The sequence below is a fragment of the Methylobacter sp. sgz302048 genome, assembly GCF_052162025.1.
Classification (GTDB): domain Bacteria; phylum Pseudomonadota; class Gammaproteobacteria; order Methylococcales; family Methylomonadaceae; genus Methylobacter.
The window spans coordinates 550,804-567,887 of sequence record NZ_CP197401.1 but is presented as its reverse complement, the minus strand read 5'-3'; the positions used below and the strand labels follow the sequence as shown (position 1 = coordinate 567,887).

The following is a 17,084-nucleotide window of genomic DNA, read 5'->3' as shown; positions in this document are numbered from 1 at the left end:
TGCCAAGCCTCCAGTGAACACTATGAAGATTTGCTTCAATAAGGCCCTGTTCTGGCGGGCTTGTTATCAGGCTGCGCTCTTACCCAAATTCAGACTTTAATTCATGGCATCTTCATCCTTACCTCAACATTGCCCCGCTATGCTAATCAGCGCGCCTGCTTCCGGCCAGGGAAAAACCACCATTACCGCCGCGCTGGCTTACTATCACCGCCAACAAAACCGCAAAGTTCGGGTATTCAAGACCGGCCCCGATTTCATCGATCCGCAAATCCTGGCCCATGCCTCGGGACAACCGGTGTATCAGCTCGATTTGTGGATGATGGGTGAAGCGCATTGCCGCGAACTGCTGCATCGCGCCGCCGACGACGCCGACCTCATCCTGATTGAAGGCGTGATGGGCTTGTACGATGGCGACACCAGCAGCGCCGATCTGGCGCAGGCCTTGTCTGTGCCTGTCGCGGCAGTGATAGATGCCCAAGGCATGGCGCAAACCTTTTCCGCCGTCGCGTACGGCCTGGCCAATTATCGGCCGCAACTGCCGTTTGCCGGCGTAATCGCCAACAAGGTCGGCAGTCCAGGCCACGCCAGGCTGCTGAAAGAAGCACTGCCGGATGCGATGCCGTTGCTGGCGACAATGGCAAAAGACGAAACGGTCGGCTTGCCGTCGAGGCATCTCGGTTTGCTGCAGGCCGATGAAATCGGCGATCTCGACCTGCGACTGGCGCGCGCCGCCGAATTGCTGAGCAGTCTCGCGCCCTGCCGTTTACCAAACAGCGTGGCTTTTGAGCCTGTCGAAGCCATGCCGCTGCCGCGCCTGCTGGCAGGCAAGCGCATCGCCGTCGCCCGCGATGCGGCGTTTTCGTTCATTTATCAGGCCAATCTCGATTGTCTTCAGGCCATGGGTGCGGAACTGCGGTTTTTCTCGCCATTGGCCGACAGCGGCCTGCCGGACGCCGACAGCCTGTATTTGCCCGGCGGCTATCCGGAACTACATTTGCAGACCCTGGCCAATAATCTGGCGATGAAACAGGCCCTGCAGGCCCATCATCGGGCCAGCAAACCAATCTATGCCGAATGCGGCGGTTTTTTGTATTTATTGAATAGTCTGGCAGATCGAGACGGCAACCGCGCAGAAATGGCCGGCCTGCTGCCCGGCAGCGCCCGGATGCAGAGCCGGCTGGTCAATCTCGGCATGCACAGCTTGCAACTGGAGCAAGGCGAGATCCGCGGCCACAGCTTTCATCATTCACAACTGGAAACGACTATGGAGCCGTTGACCCTGTCCGTACCGCAACGCAGCTTCGGCCACGGCGAAGGTTTTTTTCGTTCCGGACGCCTGCAAGCCTCTTACCTGCACAACTATTTTCCATTTAATCCCCAGCTTGCCGCGGGGTTCTTTTCATGACCGACCAGCCTTCGGCAACTGCTCCTGCGTTGCTCTATCTCCTGCATAAGCCACACGGATGTGGTGAACACAGATATTGCAGGAGCAAATATCTGCCCCTGCAGTCGTCGGCAACTGCTCCTGCGTTGCCTAAAGCGCCTACTGCTGGTACTCTACTACACGCCATCCATGGCGTTATGCAATCTCTGCATTCCCCCCAACCGCATGGTTTACACGGGAGGCAGAGGGCGCCTGGAACATCAATATAAAGCACTAGGAAAATCAAGGCATGCCATCTTACGGCAACTTCATGAATTTATCCGGGAACATTGGCAAGCATTTGAATTTCAAAGCCTTCGCGTCCTTCATTGTGAAATATTCAGGCTAAATCAGGCAAAAGATTTCTTACCCTCTGACCTCTCTTTAGCGGCTCACCCTTATAGTATCTCCGAAGCTCACGCTTCCCATCCCATGTGCTGAACCGATGCAGAGAAGTGCTACTTTTTCTTTCTCAAACAACCGTATATTGACTTGACAGGGATTAGTCATAGAAAATAGCGGGTTTAGATTCTGAAATATATCCTGACCACGCATGGATAACAGCGTTTCCTCTCAAAACAGCTTAGTTTCTGTTCACAATTTGTCATTTTCCCGGGGCAATAAGAAAATATTTGACGATATTTCGCTGGAATTCGAACGCGGCAAGATTACCGCCATCATGGGCCCCAGCGGCACGGGCAAAACCACGCTGTTGAAACTGATCGGCGGCCAATTGTTTCCCGACCAGGGCTCTGTGACGGTAGACGGGCAGAATGTCCACCGCTTGCGTCGGTCGGAATTGTACAATTTGCGCAAACGCATGGGCATGCTTTTTCAAAGCGGCGCCTTATTAACGGATATGAACGTATACGATAATGTGGCTTTTCCGTTGCGCGAGCACACCCATCTGCCCGAATCCATGATCCGCACGCTGGTGTTGATGAAACTCCAGGCCGTAGGACTGAGAGGCGCACGCGATCTGATGCCTAATGAGTTGTCCGGCGGCATGGCCAGGCGCATCGCCCTGGCCCGCGCAATCGCACTGGACCCGATGATGATCATGTATGATGAACCGTTTACAGGTCAGGACCCGATCTCCATGGGCGCACTGGTGCACCTTATCAAATCGTTGAATAACACCTTGGGCCTGACCAGCATTATCGTCTCGCACGATGTCCATGAAACGGCGGCGATCTCCGATTATATTTACGTATTATCGGAAGGCAAAGTCGTCGGCCAGGGCACGCCGAAAGAAATTCAACAGTCGGAATCTGAATGGGTTCAACAATTCATGACCGGAGCGGCAGACGGCCCGGTGCATTTTCATTACCCTGCAACAGACTATGTTGACGACCTGCTGTCATCCAAAAAACGTTCTGGCCGGGTATCAAAGCGTTACGGGCAGCTATAAACATGACTCAATTTCTACAATTTTTAGGCAGAACGACACGCACCGGTTTTACCAAGCTGGGACGCGGCACATTCTTCCTGCTGCATACGCTTGGCGGCATCGGCAGCATTTTGCCGCGGCCCAGGCTAATCCTTAATCAGATGTATGCGGTCGGCGTCCTGTCCTTTCTGATTATCACCATTTCTGGGCTGTTTGTCGGCATGGTGCTGGGGCTGCAGGGCTTTTACATCCTGTCCGATTTCGGCGCCGAAGAGACGCTGGGCCTCATGGTCGCGGCATCGCTGGTCAGGGAATTGGGCCCGGTTGTGACAGCCTTGTTGTTCGCCGGCCGGGCCGGTTCCGCTTTAACGGCGGAAATCGGCCTGATGAAAGCGACTGAGCAGCTTTCCGGCATGGAAATGATGGCCGTCGACCCGATCAAGCGCATTATTTCGCCGCGCTTTCTGGCCGGCTTGCTATCCATGCCCTTGCTGGCGGCTTTATTCAGCATGATCGGCATCCTGGGCGGACACATGGTCGGCGTCGGCCTGCTGGGCGTGGACGAAGGCTCTTACTGGTCACAGATGCAGGCCGGCATCGATTTCCAGGATGATATCGTCAACGGCGTCATCAAGAGCATCGTTTTCGGTTTTGTCGCCACCTGGATAGCGCTGTTTGAAGGTTATGACACCATCCCGACTTCCGAAGGGGTCAGCCGCGCCACTACACGTACCGTCGTCAATTCAGCTTTTAGTATTTTAGGTCTCGATTTCATCCTGACCGCACTCATGTTCGGAGATTAATTTAAATGCAGCACACCAGTACCCAGGACACGCTTGTCGGGCTTTTTGTCGCCGCAGGCATCGTCGGCCTGCTCTTTCTTGCCCTGCAAGTCAGTAATTTGAGCACTTTTATTGAGGAAGACACCTACACTGTGGCTGCACGCTTTGAGAATTCCGGCGGACTGAAGGTTAAGTCGCCGGTTTCCGTAGCCGGCGTTAAAATAGGCCAGGTCAAAGCCATCAGCTTCGACCCGACCACTTATGAATCCGTCGTTGAAATGCATATCAACGCGAAGTACAACACCATCCCGGATGATACCAGCGCCAGCATTTTTACCGCCGGCCTGCTAGGCGAACAATACGTCAACCTGGTGCCGGGCGGCTCGGAAGAATATCTGAAAGAAGGCAGCACGATTGAAATCACGCAGTCCGCCATCATCCTGGAAAAAGTAATCGGCCAATTCCTGTTTAAATCAGCCGAAGAAAAAGCGGAAACGAAAAAGTGAGCGGGCTGAATATTATTGATCAGGGAGCGGGGAACTTCATCGTCGACGGCGATTTGACCTTTTCAACGATAGATAAGAAAACAGTCAAATCATTTGACTTCTTGAAGACGGCAAAACACATCACCATCGATCTCAGCCGGGTCACATCTACGGATAGTGCCGGGCTTGCACTCATGATCGAATGGATAAAGTATACGCGCGACCATAAAATCCAGTTGCACTTTAAGAACATTCCTAAGCAGCTGCTCAACCTTGCCAGATTGAGCGGCTTTGACAAGACGAACCATTTTACAAGTCAGCCAGATTCGCCAGAGTTTACTGATCTTTAGCATTTATCGAGATAACCCAAGACATTCTGTATGGATAAACTAATCATTACCGGCGGCAAAAGACTTTCAGGAGAACTGCGCATCTCCGGCGCCAAGAATGCGGCTTTACCCATTCTGGCCGCAACGTTGCTTTCGGAAACGCCCGTCAGCGTCGGCAACATACCGCACCTGCACGACATCACGACCACGATGGAATTACTGGGCCGCATGGGGGTTCAGCTCATCGTTGACGAAAAAATGAACATTGAAGTCGACGCAAGCTCGATCGCCTGTTTTGAAGCGCCGTATGAACTGGTCAGAACCATGCGCGCATCGATCCTGGTGCTGGGCCCTTTACTGGCCCGGTACGGCGAGGCGCATGTATCGCTGCCCGGCGGCTGCGCCATCGGCACGCGCCCTGTGGATATTCACATCAACGGATTGATCAAGATGGGCGCCGACATCACCGTCGAAAACGGCTATATCCATGCCAAGGTCGACCGATTGAAAGGCTGCCGCCTGGTGCTTGAACAGATCACCGTTACCGGCACTGAAAACCTGCTCATGGCCGCCGCACTGGCCGAAGGCACCACGATTATCGAAAATGCCGCCAAGGAACCGGAAGTCAGTGATCTGGCTTATTTCCTGAATGCCATGGGCGCCAAAATTTCCGGCATCGGCACTGATGTCCTCGTCATTGAAGGCGTCGAAAAACTGGGCGTGGAAAATCTGCACTACAACATCCTGCCCGACCGCATCGAAACCGGCACTTACCTGGTCGCCGCCGCCATCACCGGCGGCAAAGTCAGGCTGAAGAATACCCGGCCTGATCTGCTGGATGCCGTTCTGGAAAAATTGGTTGAGGCCGGCGCCGACATTACAACCGGCGAAAACTGGATCCAACTCGATATGCACGGCAACAAGCCCAAAGCCGTCTCCGTGCGCACTGCCCCCTACCCGGCTTTCCCGACCGACATGCAGGCCCAGTTCACGGCCATGAATACGGTCGCCGAAGGTGTCGGCATTATTACCGAAACGGTCTTTGAGAACCGGTTCATGCATGTCCAAGAAATGCAGCGCATGGGCGCCGACATCAAGCTGGAATCGAATACCGCCATCTGCACCGGCGTTAAAAAGCTGACCGCTGCCCCCGTTATGGCGACCGATTTAAGAGCGTCCGCGAGTCTGGTCATCGCCGCCCTTGCGGCCGAAGGCGATACGCTGGTTGACCGCATCTACCATATAGACCGCGGCTACGATCACATCGAAGAAAAACTTTCGCAACTGGGCGCGACTATACGCCGCGTCCCAAGATAAAGGATCAGCCATGCTGACTATCGCCGTATCCAAAGGCCGAATTTATGAAGAAGCCCTGCCCTTCCTGGAAGAGGCAGGCATCACGCCGATCGACGACCCGAAAACATGCCGCAAGCTGATTTTGCAGACCAGCCGCGACGACGTTCAACTGGTCATCATCCGTGCTACTGATGTACCTACATTTGTAGAATATGGCGCCGCAGACCTCGGCATCGCCGGCAAGGATGTGTTGCTGGAGCACGGCGCCGAAAGCCTGTACGAGCCGCTGGACCTGAAGATTGCCTGCTGCCGGCTCATGACCGCCGCGCCCAAGGATGCGCCGGACATCTCGGGCAGAATCCGCGTGGCGACCAAATACGTCAAAACCGCCCAACGCTATTTTGCCGGCCGCGGCATTCAGGCCGAAATCATCAAATTATACGGCTCCATGGAACTGGCGCCCCTGGTTGGCCTGGCCGATTGCATCGTTGACCTCGTCGATACCGGCAACACCCTGAAAGCCAACGGTCTCGAACCGCGCGATCTCATCATGAACATCAGCTCCCGCCTGGTCGTGAACAAGGCAGCCATGAAGATGAAGCATCAGGCCATTCAGTCACTACTCGATCAATTTGAAAAAACCCTTGCGGAAAGATAACGCCATGTCCGATTTAAACATTACCAAACTGGATGCCTCATCAGCTGATTTTGACCGGCAATTGAAAAATCTGCTGGCCTGGGATGAAACCGACGATCTGGAAATTCATCAACGCGTGCTGTCCATCATTGCCGACGTGCGCAAAAACGGCGATAAAGCCGTGATCGAATACACCAACCGCTTCGATCACTGCCAGATCACCGATGCCAGCGAACTGGAATTGTCCGGGGAGACGCTGAAATCAGCCTGGGAAAAACTGCCGGCCGATCAGGCCAAGGCATTGCAGACAGCGGCCGACCGCATCCGCGCCTATGCGGAAAAACAGAAGATGGAGTCATGGCAGTACACCGAAGCCGACGGTACGCTGTTGGGTCAGAAAGTCACCCCGCTGGATCGGGTAGGGCTTTATGTGCCGGGCGGCAAAGCGGCTTATCCGTCTTCGGTGCTCATGAACGCGATCCCGGCCAAAGTCGCCGGCGTCGGCGAACTGATCATGGTCGTGCCCACGCCGCATGGCGAAACCAATGAACTGGTGCTGGCGGCCGCCTATCTGGCCGGCGTCGACCGCGCCTTTGCCATCGGCGGCGCACAGGCTGTCGCAGCGCTCGCTTACGGCACGGAAACGGTGCCGGCCGTGGCCAAAATCGTCGGCCCCGGCAATATCTATGTCGCCACGGCCAAAAAACTGGTTTTCGGGCAAGTCGGCATCGACATGATTGCCGGCCCTTCGGAAATCCTGGTGATCTGCGATGGCAAAACCAACCCGGACTGGATTGCCATGGACCTGTTCTCGCAGGCCGAGCACGATGAAGACGCGCAAGCCATCCTGATCAGTGATGACGCAGATTTTCTGGCTGCCGTCGAGCAGAGCATCCGCAAATTATTGCCGCAAATGGAGCGGGCCGACATCATCAGAACCTCGCTGACCACGCGCGGCGCGCTGATCAAAGTCGGCAATTTAAAAGAAGCCGCCGAGGTGGCCAACATCATTGCGCCGGAACATTTGGAACTATCGGTTGAAAATCCGACCGCCTTATGTGAAGACATCCGCCATGCCGGCGCCATTTTCATGGGCCGCTATACTGCCGAAGCCTTAGGCGACTACTGCGCCGGCCCCAACCATGTCTTGCCGACATCGAGCACCGCCCGCTTCTCATCGCCTTTGGGCGTTTACGATTTCCAGAAGCGTTCCAGTCTGATCAACTGCTCCGAAGCCGGTGCAGATCAGTTGGGCAAGACCGCATCGATACTAGCGAGAGGTGAAAGCCTGACCGCCCATGCGCGCTCTGCCGAATACCGAATAAAGTCAGAGTAAGGCCCAAGATGCAGGGCGGATAAGTCTTCGCCCTGCATCTTGCCAGTTACTTTTCACCTTTGCCCTGAATCTTAATGTATGCCACAAAATGATCTGATTGCCTCCGTGTTCCGTCAGGAAGTGCGGGCCTTGTCTGCCTACAAAGTGGCCGATGCCACAGGCCTGATCAAACTCGACGCCATGGAAAATCCCTATACCTGGCCCGATGATATCAAGGCCAGCTGGCTGGAAGCGCTGAAAGACTGCGCGCTGAACCGGTATCCTGATCCTGAAGCCAAAGCGCTCGCAGCAACGCTGAAACGTTTGAACCAGCTGCCCGATCAATTCGAACTACTGCTGGGCAATGGCTCCGATGAAATCATTCAATTGCTGCTGATGGCGCTGCCATCGAATGCTTGCGTAATGGCGCCTGATCCTGGCTTTGTCATGTATAAACAACTGAGCCACTGTCTGGGACTGAATTATCATGGCATTCCGTTACGGGCCGACGATTTCGATCTGGATGTGCCTGCCATGCTGTCTGCGATTGAAGCGCATCAGCCTTCGGTTATTTTTCTGGCCTATCCCAACAACCCGACCGGCAACCTGTTCAGCGAAGACGCGATGCTGGCGGTTATCAAGGCGGCCAAGGGACTCGTGGTCATTGATGAGGCTTACGCGCCTTTTGCCGATGCCAGCTTTATCGACCGGCTGGATCAATTCGATAACCTTCTGGTCATGCGTACCGTCTCCAAACTGGGACTGGCCGGTCTGCGCCTGGGTTATATTGCCGGCAGCCGTGCCATTATCGAGCAACTGAACAAAATCCGCCTGCCTTATAACATCAACATTCTCACGCAAATCAGCGCCGACTTTGCCTTGTCCAATAAATCGCTGTTTGACAGCCAAACCCGGCAGATCTGCGCTGAGCGAGCCGGCGTATTTGGACAACTGAATAACATGGACGGCATTACCGCCTACCCAAGCGCGGCTAATTTCATTCTGTTCCGGACGCCGAAAAATCAGGCGGACAGTATTTTCGCTTCATTAAAAAAGCAAGGTGTTTTAATAAAGAATCTGGCGCCGCAAGGGGGATTATTAAGCGATTGCCTGCGCGTCACGATTGGCACGCCGGAAGAAAACAAGGCTTTTCTTGCGGCATTAAGGAAAAGTCTGGCCGGTCATTGAGCTGACTATCAAACCGTTGACTGTACAGATACAGAGATTGTGATGCCGTCTATGTATTCGCCCTGGATGCCGATTCCCGGACCATTGCGCATAAACGCTTCAAAACACATAAGTTGTAATGGTATATTGGCATCGATAAAAACTATAAAATCATGTGCTCTTTAAAGCACAGACCCAATCAGGAGACTTTATAAATGAATAATGAAGGCGTCGATAAGTCCAAGCGCCAGTTTTTAACCACGGCGTTGACCGTGGTTGGGGCGGTCGGCACAGGCTATCTAGCGGTTCCGTTTCTGGCTCAAATGCAGCCCAGCGTTAAAGCGATGGCGGCCGGGGCACCTGTTGAAGTTGACATCAGCAAAATGGAACCTGGCCAATTGCTCAGAGTCGAGTGGCGCGGCAAACCGGTCTGGATTCTGAACAGAACGCCGGAAGTCCTTGAGACGCTTAAAACACTTGATAATGAGCTTCGTGATCCGCTCTCGCAGGAATCGATACAGCCGTCCTCGAGCAAGAACCAAATGCGTGCGATCAAACCTGAGATTTTCGTTGCCATTGGTTTATGCACGCATCTGGGCTGCTCGCCTACTTACCGTCCGGAAATTGCCCCTAACGATCTGGGCGATAAATGGAAAGGCGGCTTTTTCTGTCCTTGCCATGGCTCCTGGTTCGATCTGGCCGGCCGTGTTTATCGCGGTGTGCCGGCGCCTACCAATCTGGAGATTCCACCCTACCGTTATGTTACCGACACGCAGATCATCATTGGCGAAGAAGCTACCGCGGGGGCAAGCGCATGAAACCATCACGTCTAACAACATACGGCAACTGGGTCCTGGACCGTTTTCCGCTCACCAAACTCTGGAATGACCACATGGCGCAATACTATGCGCCGAAAAACTTCAATTTCTGGTATTTCTTTGGCTCACTGGCCCTGCTGGTGCTGGTCAATCAGTTTGTGACCGGCATTTTGCTGACCATGAACTATAAGCCGGATGCGCAGCTGGCCTTCGACTCTGTCGAATACATCATGCGCGACGTCAACTGGGGCTGGCTGGTGCGCTATATGCACTCCACCGGCGCTTCGGCCTTTTTCATTGTGGTTTATCTGCATATGTTCAGAGGCTTGCTGTACGGCTCATTCAAGCAGCCTCGCGAATTGATCTGGATCTTCGGCATGCTGATATTCGTTGCACTGATGGCCGAAGCCTTCATGGGCTACCTGCTGCCTTGGGGACAAATGTCTTACTGGGGCGCTCAGGTTATCATTTCACTGTTCAGCGCCATACCCGTAGTCGGCGATGAATTGTCGCTCTGGGTTCGCGGCGATTATGTCGTATCCGATGCCACGTTAAACAGATTCTTTGCCTTTCATGTTATCTCGGTGCCATTGGTTCTGGTATTACTGGTTTTCCTGCATATCGTAGCGCTGCATGAAGTAGGCTCCAACAACCCGGACGGTATCGAAATCAAGAAAAACAAGAACGCCAACGGCATTCCGCTGGATGGCATTCCTTTTCATCCTTACTATACCGTTAAAGATATCGTCGGCGTCGGCGTATTTTTAGTGTTTTTCGCGACCGTCATTTTTTACATGCCGGAAATGGGCGGTTATTTCCTGGAGCATGCCAACTTTATTCCGGCTGACCCGATGAAAACACCCGAGCATATTGCGCCGGTCTGGTATTTCACACCGTTTTATGCCATTTTGAGAGCGATTCCTGACAAATTCGCCGGCGTTATCGGCATGGGCGGCGCCATTGTCGTGTTATTCCTGCTGCCGTGGCTGGATCGCAGCGAAGTCAAATCCATCCGCTACCGCGGCGGCACCTATAAAAAAGCCCTGTTGCTTTTCGTCATCAGCTTTCTCGGCTTAGGCTATCTGGGCACGCAACCCGCAACGCCGGCAGCGACAACCGTGGCTCGTATTTTTACGGCGATTTATTTCGGCTTCTTCCTGCTGATGCCGCTGTATACGCGTTGGGAAAAAGCAAAACCGTTACCGTCGCGCGTGACTGATCAGCCAAGCCTTGAAGACCGCATTCCTGCACTGATAGAAACCTATCATGAAATGACTGTGCAGAAACCGGTCACCCAAGAAGACGGCACAACAGTTATGAAGAGAAGACCCCATCCTGCAGGCATTCTCAACGTCATCACTCGACTAGCAATAAAACTAAAAAAGAGCCTCGATTGATATGAAAAAATTTATCACCCTATTTTTGTTGTTGATTCTGCCTTTGGGCGTTCATGCATCTGAAGGCATGCCATTGCAGGAGGCCGATATCGATCTGTCCGATAGCGCATCCTTACAGCGCGGGGCCAAGCACTTCGTGACCTATTGCCTGGGCTGTCATTCGATAAAACATATCCGTTATCTGCGCATTGCCCTCGATCTTGGCGTCGACGAAAAGAAAGTTTTGAAAGACATTGCGCCGGAAGGGGCCGGTATTTATGACCAAATGCACACGGCGATGAATGCGCATGACGCAGAAAAATGGTTTGGCATTCAGCCGCCCGACCTGTCATTGGTCGCCCGTTCACGCGGCGCTGATTGGCTGTACAGTTATTTAAAGGGGTTCTATACCGACAAAACCAAAGTCCTGGGCACAAACAATGCGGTTTTTCCGGATGTCGGCATGCCTAACGTATTCTGGCAATTGCAAGGCGAACAGACCCCCTTGTATAAAAAAGTGGATGGCAAGCAAGTCATCGATAAGCTGGTTATAGAAGAACCAGGCACTTTAACTGAGGCAGAGTTCGATCGCGTAGTCAACGATCTGGTCAATTTCCTGGTTTATGTAGGGGAACCTGTACAACTGGAAAGGCAGCGTATGGGCAAATATGTCATATTCTTTATTTTGATGTTTGTCGGCATAGCCTATCTGCTGAAACGAGAGTATTGGAGAGATATTCATTAATTTACGACGATGAAAACAGGGACGTTTTCTTGTTATATATACATTTGATTCTAATATCGTCTACCGGTCAAAAACCTGATCTTCCGTGTTATAATGCCCGCTTTTACCGCCCCACACCGTCCTAAATGAGGTTGTTATTCGTGGCAAATATTAATACTCGTAAATCTGTAATGACGCTTTTTTCATCTCCAACATGTGCCATGAGCCACTGCGCCCGCTTTGTCTTACACGAAAAAGGGGTTGTCGCAGACATTGAATATTATGATCCGAATAACCCGCCTGAGGATTTGCTTGAACTGAATCCGACAGGCGTATCCCCGACGCTGATAGAGCGGGACCTGGTCCTCTATGATTCGCGCATTATTATGGAATATCTTGACGAGCGCTTTCCGCATCCTCCCTTGCATCAAATGGACCCGGTTTCGCGCGCCAACGCCAGGATGCTGATTAAACGCATAGATCAGGACTGGTATCAATTACTTGACGAGATTTTATATTCGGGCGAGAAAAAATCAGCCCGGGCTAAAAAAATGCTCAAGGAAAGTCTGCTGTCCGCTGCGCCTATTTTTGCAGCCAGACCTTATTTCATGAGTGATGAGTTTTCGCTGATCGATTGCGCGCTCGCCCCTTTATTATGGCGCTTGCCGAGCATAGGCATTGATGTGTCGACACCGAGCGAAGCTATTACAAACTATGCCCAACGCATATTCAGAAGACCTGCATTCAAGCGCAGCCTCAGCGATGCAGAAAAAGAAATGGCTGAACCACCAAAATGACTTCTTTAAAACCTTATTTAATCCGTTCAATCTACGAATGGATCATTGATAACCACCTGACTCCGCATTTGCTGGTAGATGCTGAAAACAGCAACGCGGTTCTGCCGCAGGAATATATTGAAGACGGTAAAATCGTCTTAAATATACGGCCTGAAGCCATACAGGGACTTTCCCTGGGCAATGAGGAAATTCAATTCAACGCCCGATTTGGCGGCAAACCGATGCATATCGTCACACCGATAGCCGCTGTGATGGCCATCTACGCCAAAGAAAACGGCAAAGGCATGATCTTCGATCATGAAGACACGGAAGGCGATGAACCGCCTCCTGAGAAAACTCCGCCTAACAAACCTAATTTACGTATCGTAAAATAATTTTCCTGCCCAATCTGTCCAAGGCGATTGGGCAGGCGCTTTATTTCTTATCCGGCGTATAAAGCGCAGACAACCGGCCACGATCCTCTGCCGCATCCTTGGGAATAGCCACAATCTTTGCCGTCCCTCGCTTTTTTACCTGATCGATACGGATAATCTTGTGCATAGGAATAAAAGAGCGATTGACGCCCTCAAACTCAGACCGGAGCCGCTCTTCCGTTGGATCGACAACAATTGAGCTTTTCTCGCCGAAAATGAAATCCTCAACAATTACAAATCCATAGAGCTCCGCTTGATAGACGCTTTTAACGTAAACTTCATAAACCTGCTCCTGGTTGACAAAAGCGACTTTATAAATATGTTTTTCCGACATGCCGATTATGAACCCGAACAAAGATAAACTTCCGATATTTTAACCGGATTCAGATGCTTATACACTAAGGGATCCCATGCAAAGCATTTACAGTAAAGGAATATAGTCCGTGCCCTTCGAATCAACATCGTACAATCCAGCCAAATGATCTTCTTTATAAATGCAGAAGGTGCGCCTGACAATCTCCGCCAAACCTTCAACTAACTCATAATCAGCAAGATTTTCCAAATTGACCCATTTGGCATCGGCAATATCGCTCTGAGCTATCGGCACAGCCTGTTCTTCGTCAATTAACAAAGCCAAATAGTCAATAATCACATAGTGAAAATTCTCAATCCGCCTTTCGACTACCGCCACAATATTTTTAATGTCCGTTTCCAGACCCGTCTCCTCTTTAATCTCCCGCTTACAGGCTTCTGTTAAAGACTCGCCCGCCTCCAATTTCCCGCCAGGTATGGACCACAAACCCATCGCCGGCGGCTGATTGCGCTTTATCAATAAAACCTGATTTTGCCGATTGAAGATGATTCCACCGACACCAATAGCGGGTATAGGAAATAGGCTTACAGTGTTGTCCGGTGTAATCATACTCAACCTCTGAACTTTTTTATTATCACTTAATCTTTTTAGTTGTATAGTAAATGCTCCCAATAACAATAAGACAGACGCCTGTCATATTGCGTCCAGTTCAATAATCATCTAAAGCCCAATACTTTTGTGAGGTGAAACATGGTTGTATTCAAGCAAATCCTTACGCTATTTCTATGCCTGGCCTGGTCTGCAACTGTGCCGGTTTCGGCTGCCGATGCTGCAGCCGGCGAAAAAAAAGCAGAAACTTGCGGCGGTTGCCACGGGCCCAAAGGCAATAGCAGCAATCCCCAATGGCCTAGTCTTGCGGGCCAGCAATCAAACTATATCATTAACCAACTGAATGCCTTCAAAAAGGGAGAGCGTAGCAATCCTGTCATGCAACCGATGGCGGCCAGCCTGTCGGATGAAGATATAGCAAATCTAGCCGCTTACTTTTCAACCCAGAAAGCCGAAAAAGCCGGCGGCGATGCTGCGCTGGCTCAAACCGGCAAAGCTAAAGCGGGCATGTGCCTGGGATGTCATGGCGCATCAGGCGAAGGCAATGGCCAGTTTCCGAGACTTGCCGGACAACACCCTGAATACCTGGCCCAGCAGTTGAAAAGCTTCAAAGACGGTTCGCGCAAAGGCGGACCGATGCAGGCTATTACCGCGAATCTGTCCGAAGAAGACTTTAAAGCCTTGGCCGCCTACTTTGGCTCGCTATAATGCCGGATGCTTTCATAACGTCCGCCATTGTCATGAGGTCAAGCAAGGTCGATAATCTCCTGTGACGATAAAACACCAATGGTCGGAAAATAGGTGAATAAAAAAGGCGGTAAAACCGCCTTTTTTATTGGCTTTTCTTATCCCTGAGCAAAGCTAAATGCTTTATCATTAGCGCATTTTATAACAATAAGCCCAAAGGGCGATTTAACAAATGCGTAACCATTCAGAAGCAAAAACAGACCGAAATCTATCTCTGATATTCTTGTTTGCAGCGACATTATTTACCAGCGCCTCGCTGATGTTCGTTCTGCAACCCATGTTCGGAAAAATTTTATTACCTTTACTGGGAGGCTCTCCGGCAGTCTGGAACACCTGCATGGTGTTTTATCAAAGCATTTTGTTTCTCGGGTATCTGTACGCCCACTATATTTCGACGCGCCAAAGCCAGCACCGGCAAATTCTAATACACGCAAGCGTGATGCTGATCAGCTTTCTGGCCCTGCCACTGGCATTGCCTGAAAACACTGCTCCGCCGACAGACAGCGACCCGACCTTCTGGCTGTTCTGGACCTTGCTTTTGGCTATCGGCCTGCCCTTTTTTGTGGTTTCGACCACCGCGCCCTTGATTCAAAAATGGTTTTCCAATGTCGGCCATCACACCAGTCATGATCCTTATTATCTCTATGCAGCCAGTAATGCCGGCAGCCTGATGGCCCTACTGAGCTATCCCTTTATTTTGGAACCAAACATAGGGCTGGCTGACCAGAAAACCTACTGGAGCATCGGCTACCTGCTGCTTTGCTTGCTGATCGCCGGTTGCGCATTTATTTTATGGAAAACTCGGCTACAAGCCGAGACTTCGCAAGAAAACCTGCTGGAAAGCAATGAGCTGAGCCATTACACTCAACTGCACTGGCTGGCGTTGGCCTTTGTCCCCTCCAGCCTGCTGCTGGGTTTGACCAATTTCATCAGCACCGATATCGCCTCGGTGCCGCTGCTGTGGATCATTCCGTTAACGTTGTATCTCTTGTCCTTTATTATTGTTTTTTCCAAATGGAATCCTGTCATTCATCCATTAATGGTCAGGCTGCAACCTATTGTACTGCTGCCGTTTATTGCTTACTCGTTCATCAATCCGGCAGTCCTGCCCTATTGGATGGATCTGATGCTGCACCTGCTGGCTTTTTTTCTGGCCGTCATGGTCTGCCATGGCGAACTGGCTAAAAGCAGGCCCCATACCCGTCATTTAACAACCTTTTACCTGATCATGTCATTTGCGGGCATGCTGGGCGGCATGTTTAATACTTTCGTGGCACCTTTTGTCTTTAATGGCGTCTACGAATACCCGATCATGATAGTTGCGGCATTATTGCTGCGCCCTGGCCTGAAATCATCAATAGGCAAACATAAAATGGCTTGGGCGGCGCAATTGATATTGCCGGCAACGCTTGTCATCATTGGCCTGCTTATTTACGCCAGCAGCGATAATCTGCCTCAATATCTCGATACGATCGGTGTCGGCCTGATTTTAATAGCCGGCTTGACTTATGCCTTCCGACAACAGCCGATTACGCTTGCCTTGCTTACCGGCACGCTTATTTTCTTTACACAGGGCCTGCATGGACTGCTGTCCAACACGCTTTATCAGGAGCGCAGCTTTTTTGGCGTCCTTTCGGTGAGAGAGAGCGTGTTAGCCGATGAGCAAAATCATCCGGAAAAATACCATGAGCTCTTCCACGGCACGACCAAACACGGAGCGCAACGCCTGACGGCAGCCCACATTCAAACGCCGCTGACTTATTACAGCCGCCCAGGGCCTATGGGCCAGCTGTTTAAAGAATACGATAATGCCGATCAGAACTGGCACATCGGTGTCGTAGGCCTTGGCGCTGGTGCTTTGACCTGCTATGCCAAGCAGCAACAGGAGTGGACCTTGTACGAAATTGATCCGCTGGTAGTCGAAGTCGCAAGTAATCCGGCCTATTTCAGTTATCTTAAGCTATGCAGCCATAATGCAACCATGCGCATAGGCGATGCCCGCCTGTCGCTGGAAAAAGACCCTGATAAGAAATTCGATTTGCTGGTCATGGATGCGTTCAGCTCGGACTCGGTGCCAACGCATCTGCTGACTCAGGAAGCCCTGAAGCTTTATTTCAAGAAACTGAAACCAGACGGCATCCTGGCATTTCACATAACCAACCGTCATCTGGCGCTTAAGAAAGTATTATCCGATCATGCCAAACAGTTGCATTTAGCGGCTATGATTCAGGAATTCAAACCGCAACAGGAAATTCCGCTGGTCGTGGCGACAGATTGGGTGGTTATGGCAAATCGCGCTGAAACGCTGGAACCACTGCGCCTAAGCCGCCTTGGCCATTGGCAGAAATTGCCGTTGTATTTTGACGTGAAGCCGTGGACGGATGATTTTACCAATATCGTCAGTATCTGGAAGTAACCTTGCTAGCCGGCGCTTTAGCTAAAGCGCCGGCTGTGCGCCAGAAA

18 protein-coding genes are annotated in these 17,084 nt (G+C 51.6%); 16 read left to right on the top strand and 2 right to left on the bottom strand.

Annotated elements, in window-relative coordinates:
- The first annotated feature begins 139 nt into the window (after positions 1–139).
- From ACTNE6_RS02890 to ACTNE6_RS02825, 14 genes are all read left to right on the top strand, one after another.
- Complete coding sequence (locus ACTNE6_RS02890) at positions 140–1,405, top strand: cobyrinate a,c-diamide synthase (RefSeq protein ID WP_442498526.1); 1,266 nt, start codon at positions 140–142, stop codon at positions 1,403–1,405.
- A 571-nt stretch (positions 1,406–1,976) separates the two neighbouring features.
- Positions 1,977–2,834 carry an ABC transporter ATP-binding protein gene (locus tag ACTNE6_RS02885; RefSeq protein WP_434483849.1) on the top strand — a complete coding sequence of 286 codons (858 nt, stop codon included), beginning with the start codon at positions 1,977–1,979 and terminating at the stop codon, positions 2,832–2,834.
- 2 nt (positions 2,835–2,836) lie between these two features.
- Positions 2,837–3,616: a lipid asymmetry maintenance ABC transporter permease subunit MlaE gene (gene mlaE / locus ACTNE6_RS02880; protein ID WP_194969690.1), complete on the top strand. Its 780-nt coding sequence runs from the start codon at positions 2,837–2,839 to the stop codon at positions 3,614–3,616.
- Positions 3,617–3,621: 5 nt separating this feature from the next.
- Complete coding sequence (gene mlaD / locus ACTNE6_RS02875; RefSeq protein WP_442498525.1) at positions 3,622–4,101, top strand: outer membrane lipid asymmetry maintenance protein MlaD; 480 nt, start codon at positions 3,622–3,624, stop codon at positions 4,099–4,101.
- A complete protein-coding gene (locus tag ACTNE6_RS02870; protein WP_434483851.1) occupies positions 4,098–4,430 on the top strand; it encodes an STAS domain-containing protein in 333 nt (110 codons plus the stop codon). The genes mlaD and ACTNE6_RS02870 overlap by 4 nt, the downstream gene beginning before the upstream one ends.
- A 30-nt stretch (positions 4,431–4,460) precedes the next feature.
- Entirely contained in the window at positions 4,461–5,726 is a 1,266-nt protein-coding gene (murA, locus tag ACTNE6_RS02865) for a UDP-N-acetylglucosamine 1-carboxyvinyltransferase (protein ID WP_331817211.1), read from the top strand.
- A gap of 10 nt (positions 5,727–5,736) precedes the next feature.
- Positions 5,737–6,363 (top strand): ATP phosphoribosyltransferase, encoded by a 627-nt coding sequence (gene hisG, locus ACTNE6_RS02860; protein ID WP_194969694.1) that lies wholly within the window; start codon positions 5,737–5,739, stop codon positions 6,361–6,363.
- Between the two features lie 4 nt (positions 6,364–6,367).
- Positions 6,368–7,678 carry a histidinol dehydrogenase gene (hisD, locus tag ACTNE6_RS02855; protein WP_442498524.1) on the top strand — a complete coding sequence of 437 codons (1,311 nt, stop codon included), beginning with the start codon at positions 6,368–6,370 and terminating at the stop codon, positions 7,676–7,678.
- 78 nt (positions 7,679–7,756) lie between these two features.
- The gene (hisC, locus tag ACTNE6_RS02850; protein ID WP_442498523.1) at positions 7,757–8,845 is read left to right on the top strand and encodes a histidinol-phosphate transaminase; all 1,089 of its coding nucleotides are present in this window, start codon (positions 7,757–7,759) and stop codon (positions 8,843–8,845) included.
- Positions 8,846–9,039: 194 nt separating this feature from the next.
- Positions 9,040–9,642 (top strand): ubiquinol-cytochrome c reductase iron-sulfur subunit, encoded by a 603-nt coding sequence (petA, locus tag ACTNE6_RS02845; protein WP_194969697.1) that lies wholly within the window; start codon positions 9,040–9,042, stop codon positions 9,640–9,642.
- The gene (locus tag ACTNE6_RS02840) at positions 9,639–11,039 is read left to right on the top strand and encodes a cytochrome b (RefSeq protein ID WP_194969698.1); all 1,401 of its coding nucleotides are present in this window, start codon (positions 9,639–9,641) and stop codon (positions 11,037–11,039) included. Before petA ends, ACTNE6_RS02840 begins: the two co-directional genes overlap by 4 nt.
- 1 nt (position 11,040) lies before the next feature.
- Complete coding sequence (locus ACTNE6_RS02835; protein ID WP_442498522.1) at positions 11,041–11,763, top strand: cytochrome c1; 723 nt, start codon at positions 11,041–11,043, stop codon at positions 11,761–11,763.
- Positions 11,764–11,933: 170 nt separating this feature from the next.
- Complete coding sequence (locus ACTNE6_RS02830; protein ID WP_255528668.1) at positions 11,934–12,539, top strand: glutathione S-transferase N-terminal domain-containing protein; 606 nt, start codon at positions 11,934–11,936, stop codon at positions 12,537–12,539.
- Complete coding sequence (locus ACTNE6_RS02825) at positions 12,536–12,913, top strand: ClpXP protease specificity-enhancing factor (RefSeq protein ID WP_331817196.1); 378 nt, start codon at positions 12,536–12,538, stop codon at positions 12,911–12,913. Before ACTNE6_RS02830 ends, ACTNE6_RS02825 begins: the two co-directional genes overlap by 4 nt.
- A gap of 40 nt (positions 12,914–12,953) precedes the next feature.
- Here the strand turns inward: ACTNE6_RS02825 and ACTNE6_RS02820 are convergent, their stop codons facing one another.
- A complete protein-coding gene (locus ACTNE6_RS02820) occupies positions 12,954–13,286 on the bottom strand; it encodes a DUF1820 family protein (protein WP_331817194.1) in 333 nt (110 codons plus the stop codon).
- A gap of 87 nt (positions 13,287–13,373) precedes the next feature.
- Positions 13,374–13,874: an NUDIX hydrolase gene (locus ACTNE6_RS02815; protein ID WP_442498521.1), complete on the bottom strand. Its 501-nt coding sequence runs from the start codon at positions 13,872–13,874 to the stop codon at positions 13,374–13,376.
- A gap of 141 nt (positions 13,875–14,015) precedes the next feature.
- On the opposite strand from ACTNE6_RS02815, the gene ACTNE6_RS02810 reads away from it, so the two are divergent.
- A complete protein-coding gene (locus ACTNE6_RS02810; protein WP_194969703.1) occupies positions 14,016–14,582 on the top strand; it encodes a c-type cytochrome in 567 nt (188 codons plus the stop codon).
- Between the two features lie 211 nt (positions 14,583–14,793).
- Positions 14,794–17,037, top strand: coding sequence for a fused MFS/spermidine synthase (locus ACTNE6_RS02805; RefSeq protein ID WP_442498520.1), 2,244 nt, complete (start codon positions 14,794–14,796; stop codon positions 17,035–17,037).
- Positions 17,038–17,084: the final 47 nt, after the last annotated feature.

What these genes read in the sequence shown, in the direction of transcription:
- ACTNE6_RS02805 (WP_442498520.1), top strand. Translation starts at nt 14,794, where the DNA reads ATGCGTAACCATTCAGAAGCAAAAACAGACCGAAATCTATCTCTGATA.
- murA (WP_331817211.1), top strand. Translation starts at nt 4,461, where the DNA reads ATGGATAAACTAATCATTACCGGCGGCAAAAGACTTTCAGGAGAACTG.
- hisG (WP_194969694.1), top strand. Translation starts at nt 5,737, where the DNA reads ATGCTGACTATCGCCGTATCCAAAGGCCGAATTTATGAAGAAGCCCTG.
- ACTNE6_RS02815 (WP_442498521.1), bottom strand. Translation starts at nt 13,874, where the DNA reads ATGATTACACCGGACAACACTGTAAGCCTATTTCCTATACCCGCTATT.
- hisC (WP_442498523.1), top strand. Translation starts at nt 7,757, where the DNA reads ATGCCACAAAATGATCTGATTGCCTCCGTGTTCCGTCAGGAAGTGCGG.
- ACTNE6_RS02830 (WP_255528668.1), top strand. Translation starts at nt 11,934, where the DNA reads ATGACGCTTTTTTCATCTCCAACATGTGCCATGAGCCACTGCGCCCGC.
- petA (WP_194969697.1), top strand. Translation starts at nt 9,040, where the DNA reads ATGAATAATGAAGGCGTCGATAAGTCCAAGCGCCAGTTTTTAACCACG.
- ACTNE6_RS02840 (WP_194969698.1), top strand. Translation starts at nt 9,639, where the DNA reads ATGAAACCATCACGTCTAACAACATACGGCAACTGGGTCCTGGACCGT.
- hisD (WP_442498524.1), top strand. Translation starts at nt 6,368, where the DNA reads ATGTCCGATTTAAACATTACCAAACTGGATGCCTCATCAGCTGATTTT.
- ACTNE6_RS02825 (WP_331817196.1), top strand. Translation starts at nt 12,536, where the DNA reads ATGACTTCTTTAAAACCTTATTTAATCCGTTCAATCTACGAATGGATC.
- ACTNE6_RS02835 (WP_442498522.1), top strand. Translation starts at nt 11,041, where the DNA reads ATGAAAAAATTTATCACCCTATTTTTGTTGTTGATTCTGCCTTTGGGC.
- ACTNE6_RS02885 (WP_434483849.1), top strand. Translation starts at nt 1,977, where the DNA reads ATGGATAACAGCGTTTCCTCTCAAAACAGCTTAGTTTCTGTTCACAAT.
- ACTNE6_RS02890 (WP_442498526.1), top strand. Translation starts at nt 140, where the DNA reads ATGCTAATCAGCGCGCCTGCTTCCGGCCAGGGAAAAACCACCATTACC.
- ACTNE6_RS02820 (WP_331817194.1), bottom strand. Translation starts at nt 13,286, where the DNA reads ATGTCGGAAAAACATATTTATAAAGTCGCTTTTGTCAACCAGGAGCAG.
- mlaE (WP_194969690.1), top strand. Translation starts at nt 2,837, where the DNA reads ATGACTCAATTTCTACAATTTTTAGGCAGAACGACACGCACCGGTTTT.
- mlaD (WP_442498525.1), top strand. Translation starts at nt 3,622, where the DNA reads ATGCAGCACACCAGTACCCAGGACACGCTTGTCGGGCTTTTTGTCGCC.
- ACTNE6_RS02810 (WP_194969703.1), top strand. Translation starts at nt 14,016, where the DNA reads ATGGTTGTATTCAAGCAAATCCTTACGCTATTTCTATGCCTGGCCTGG.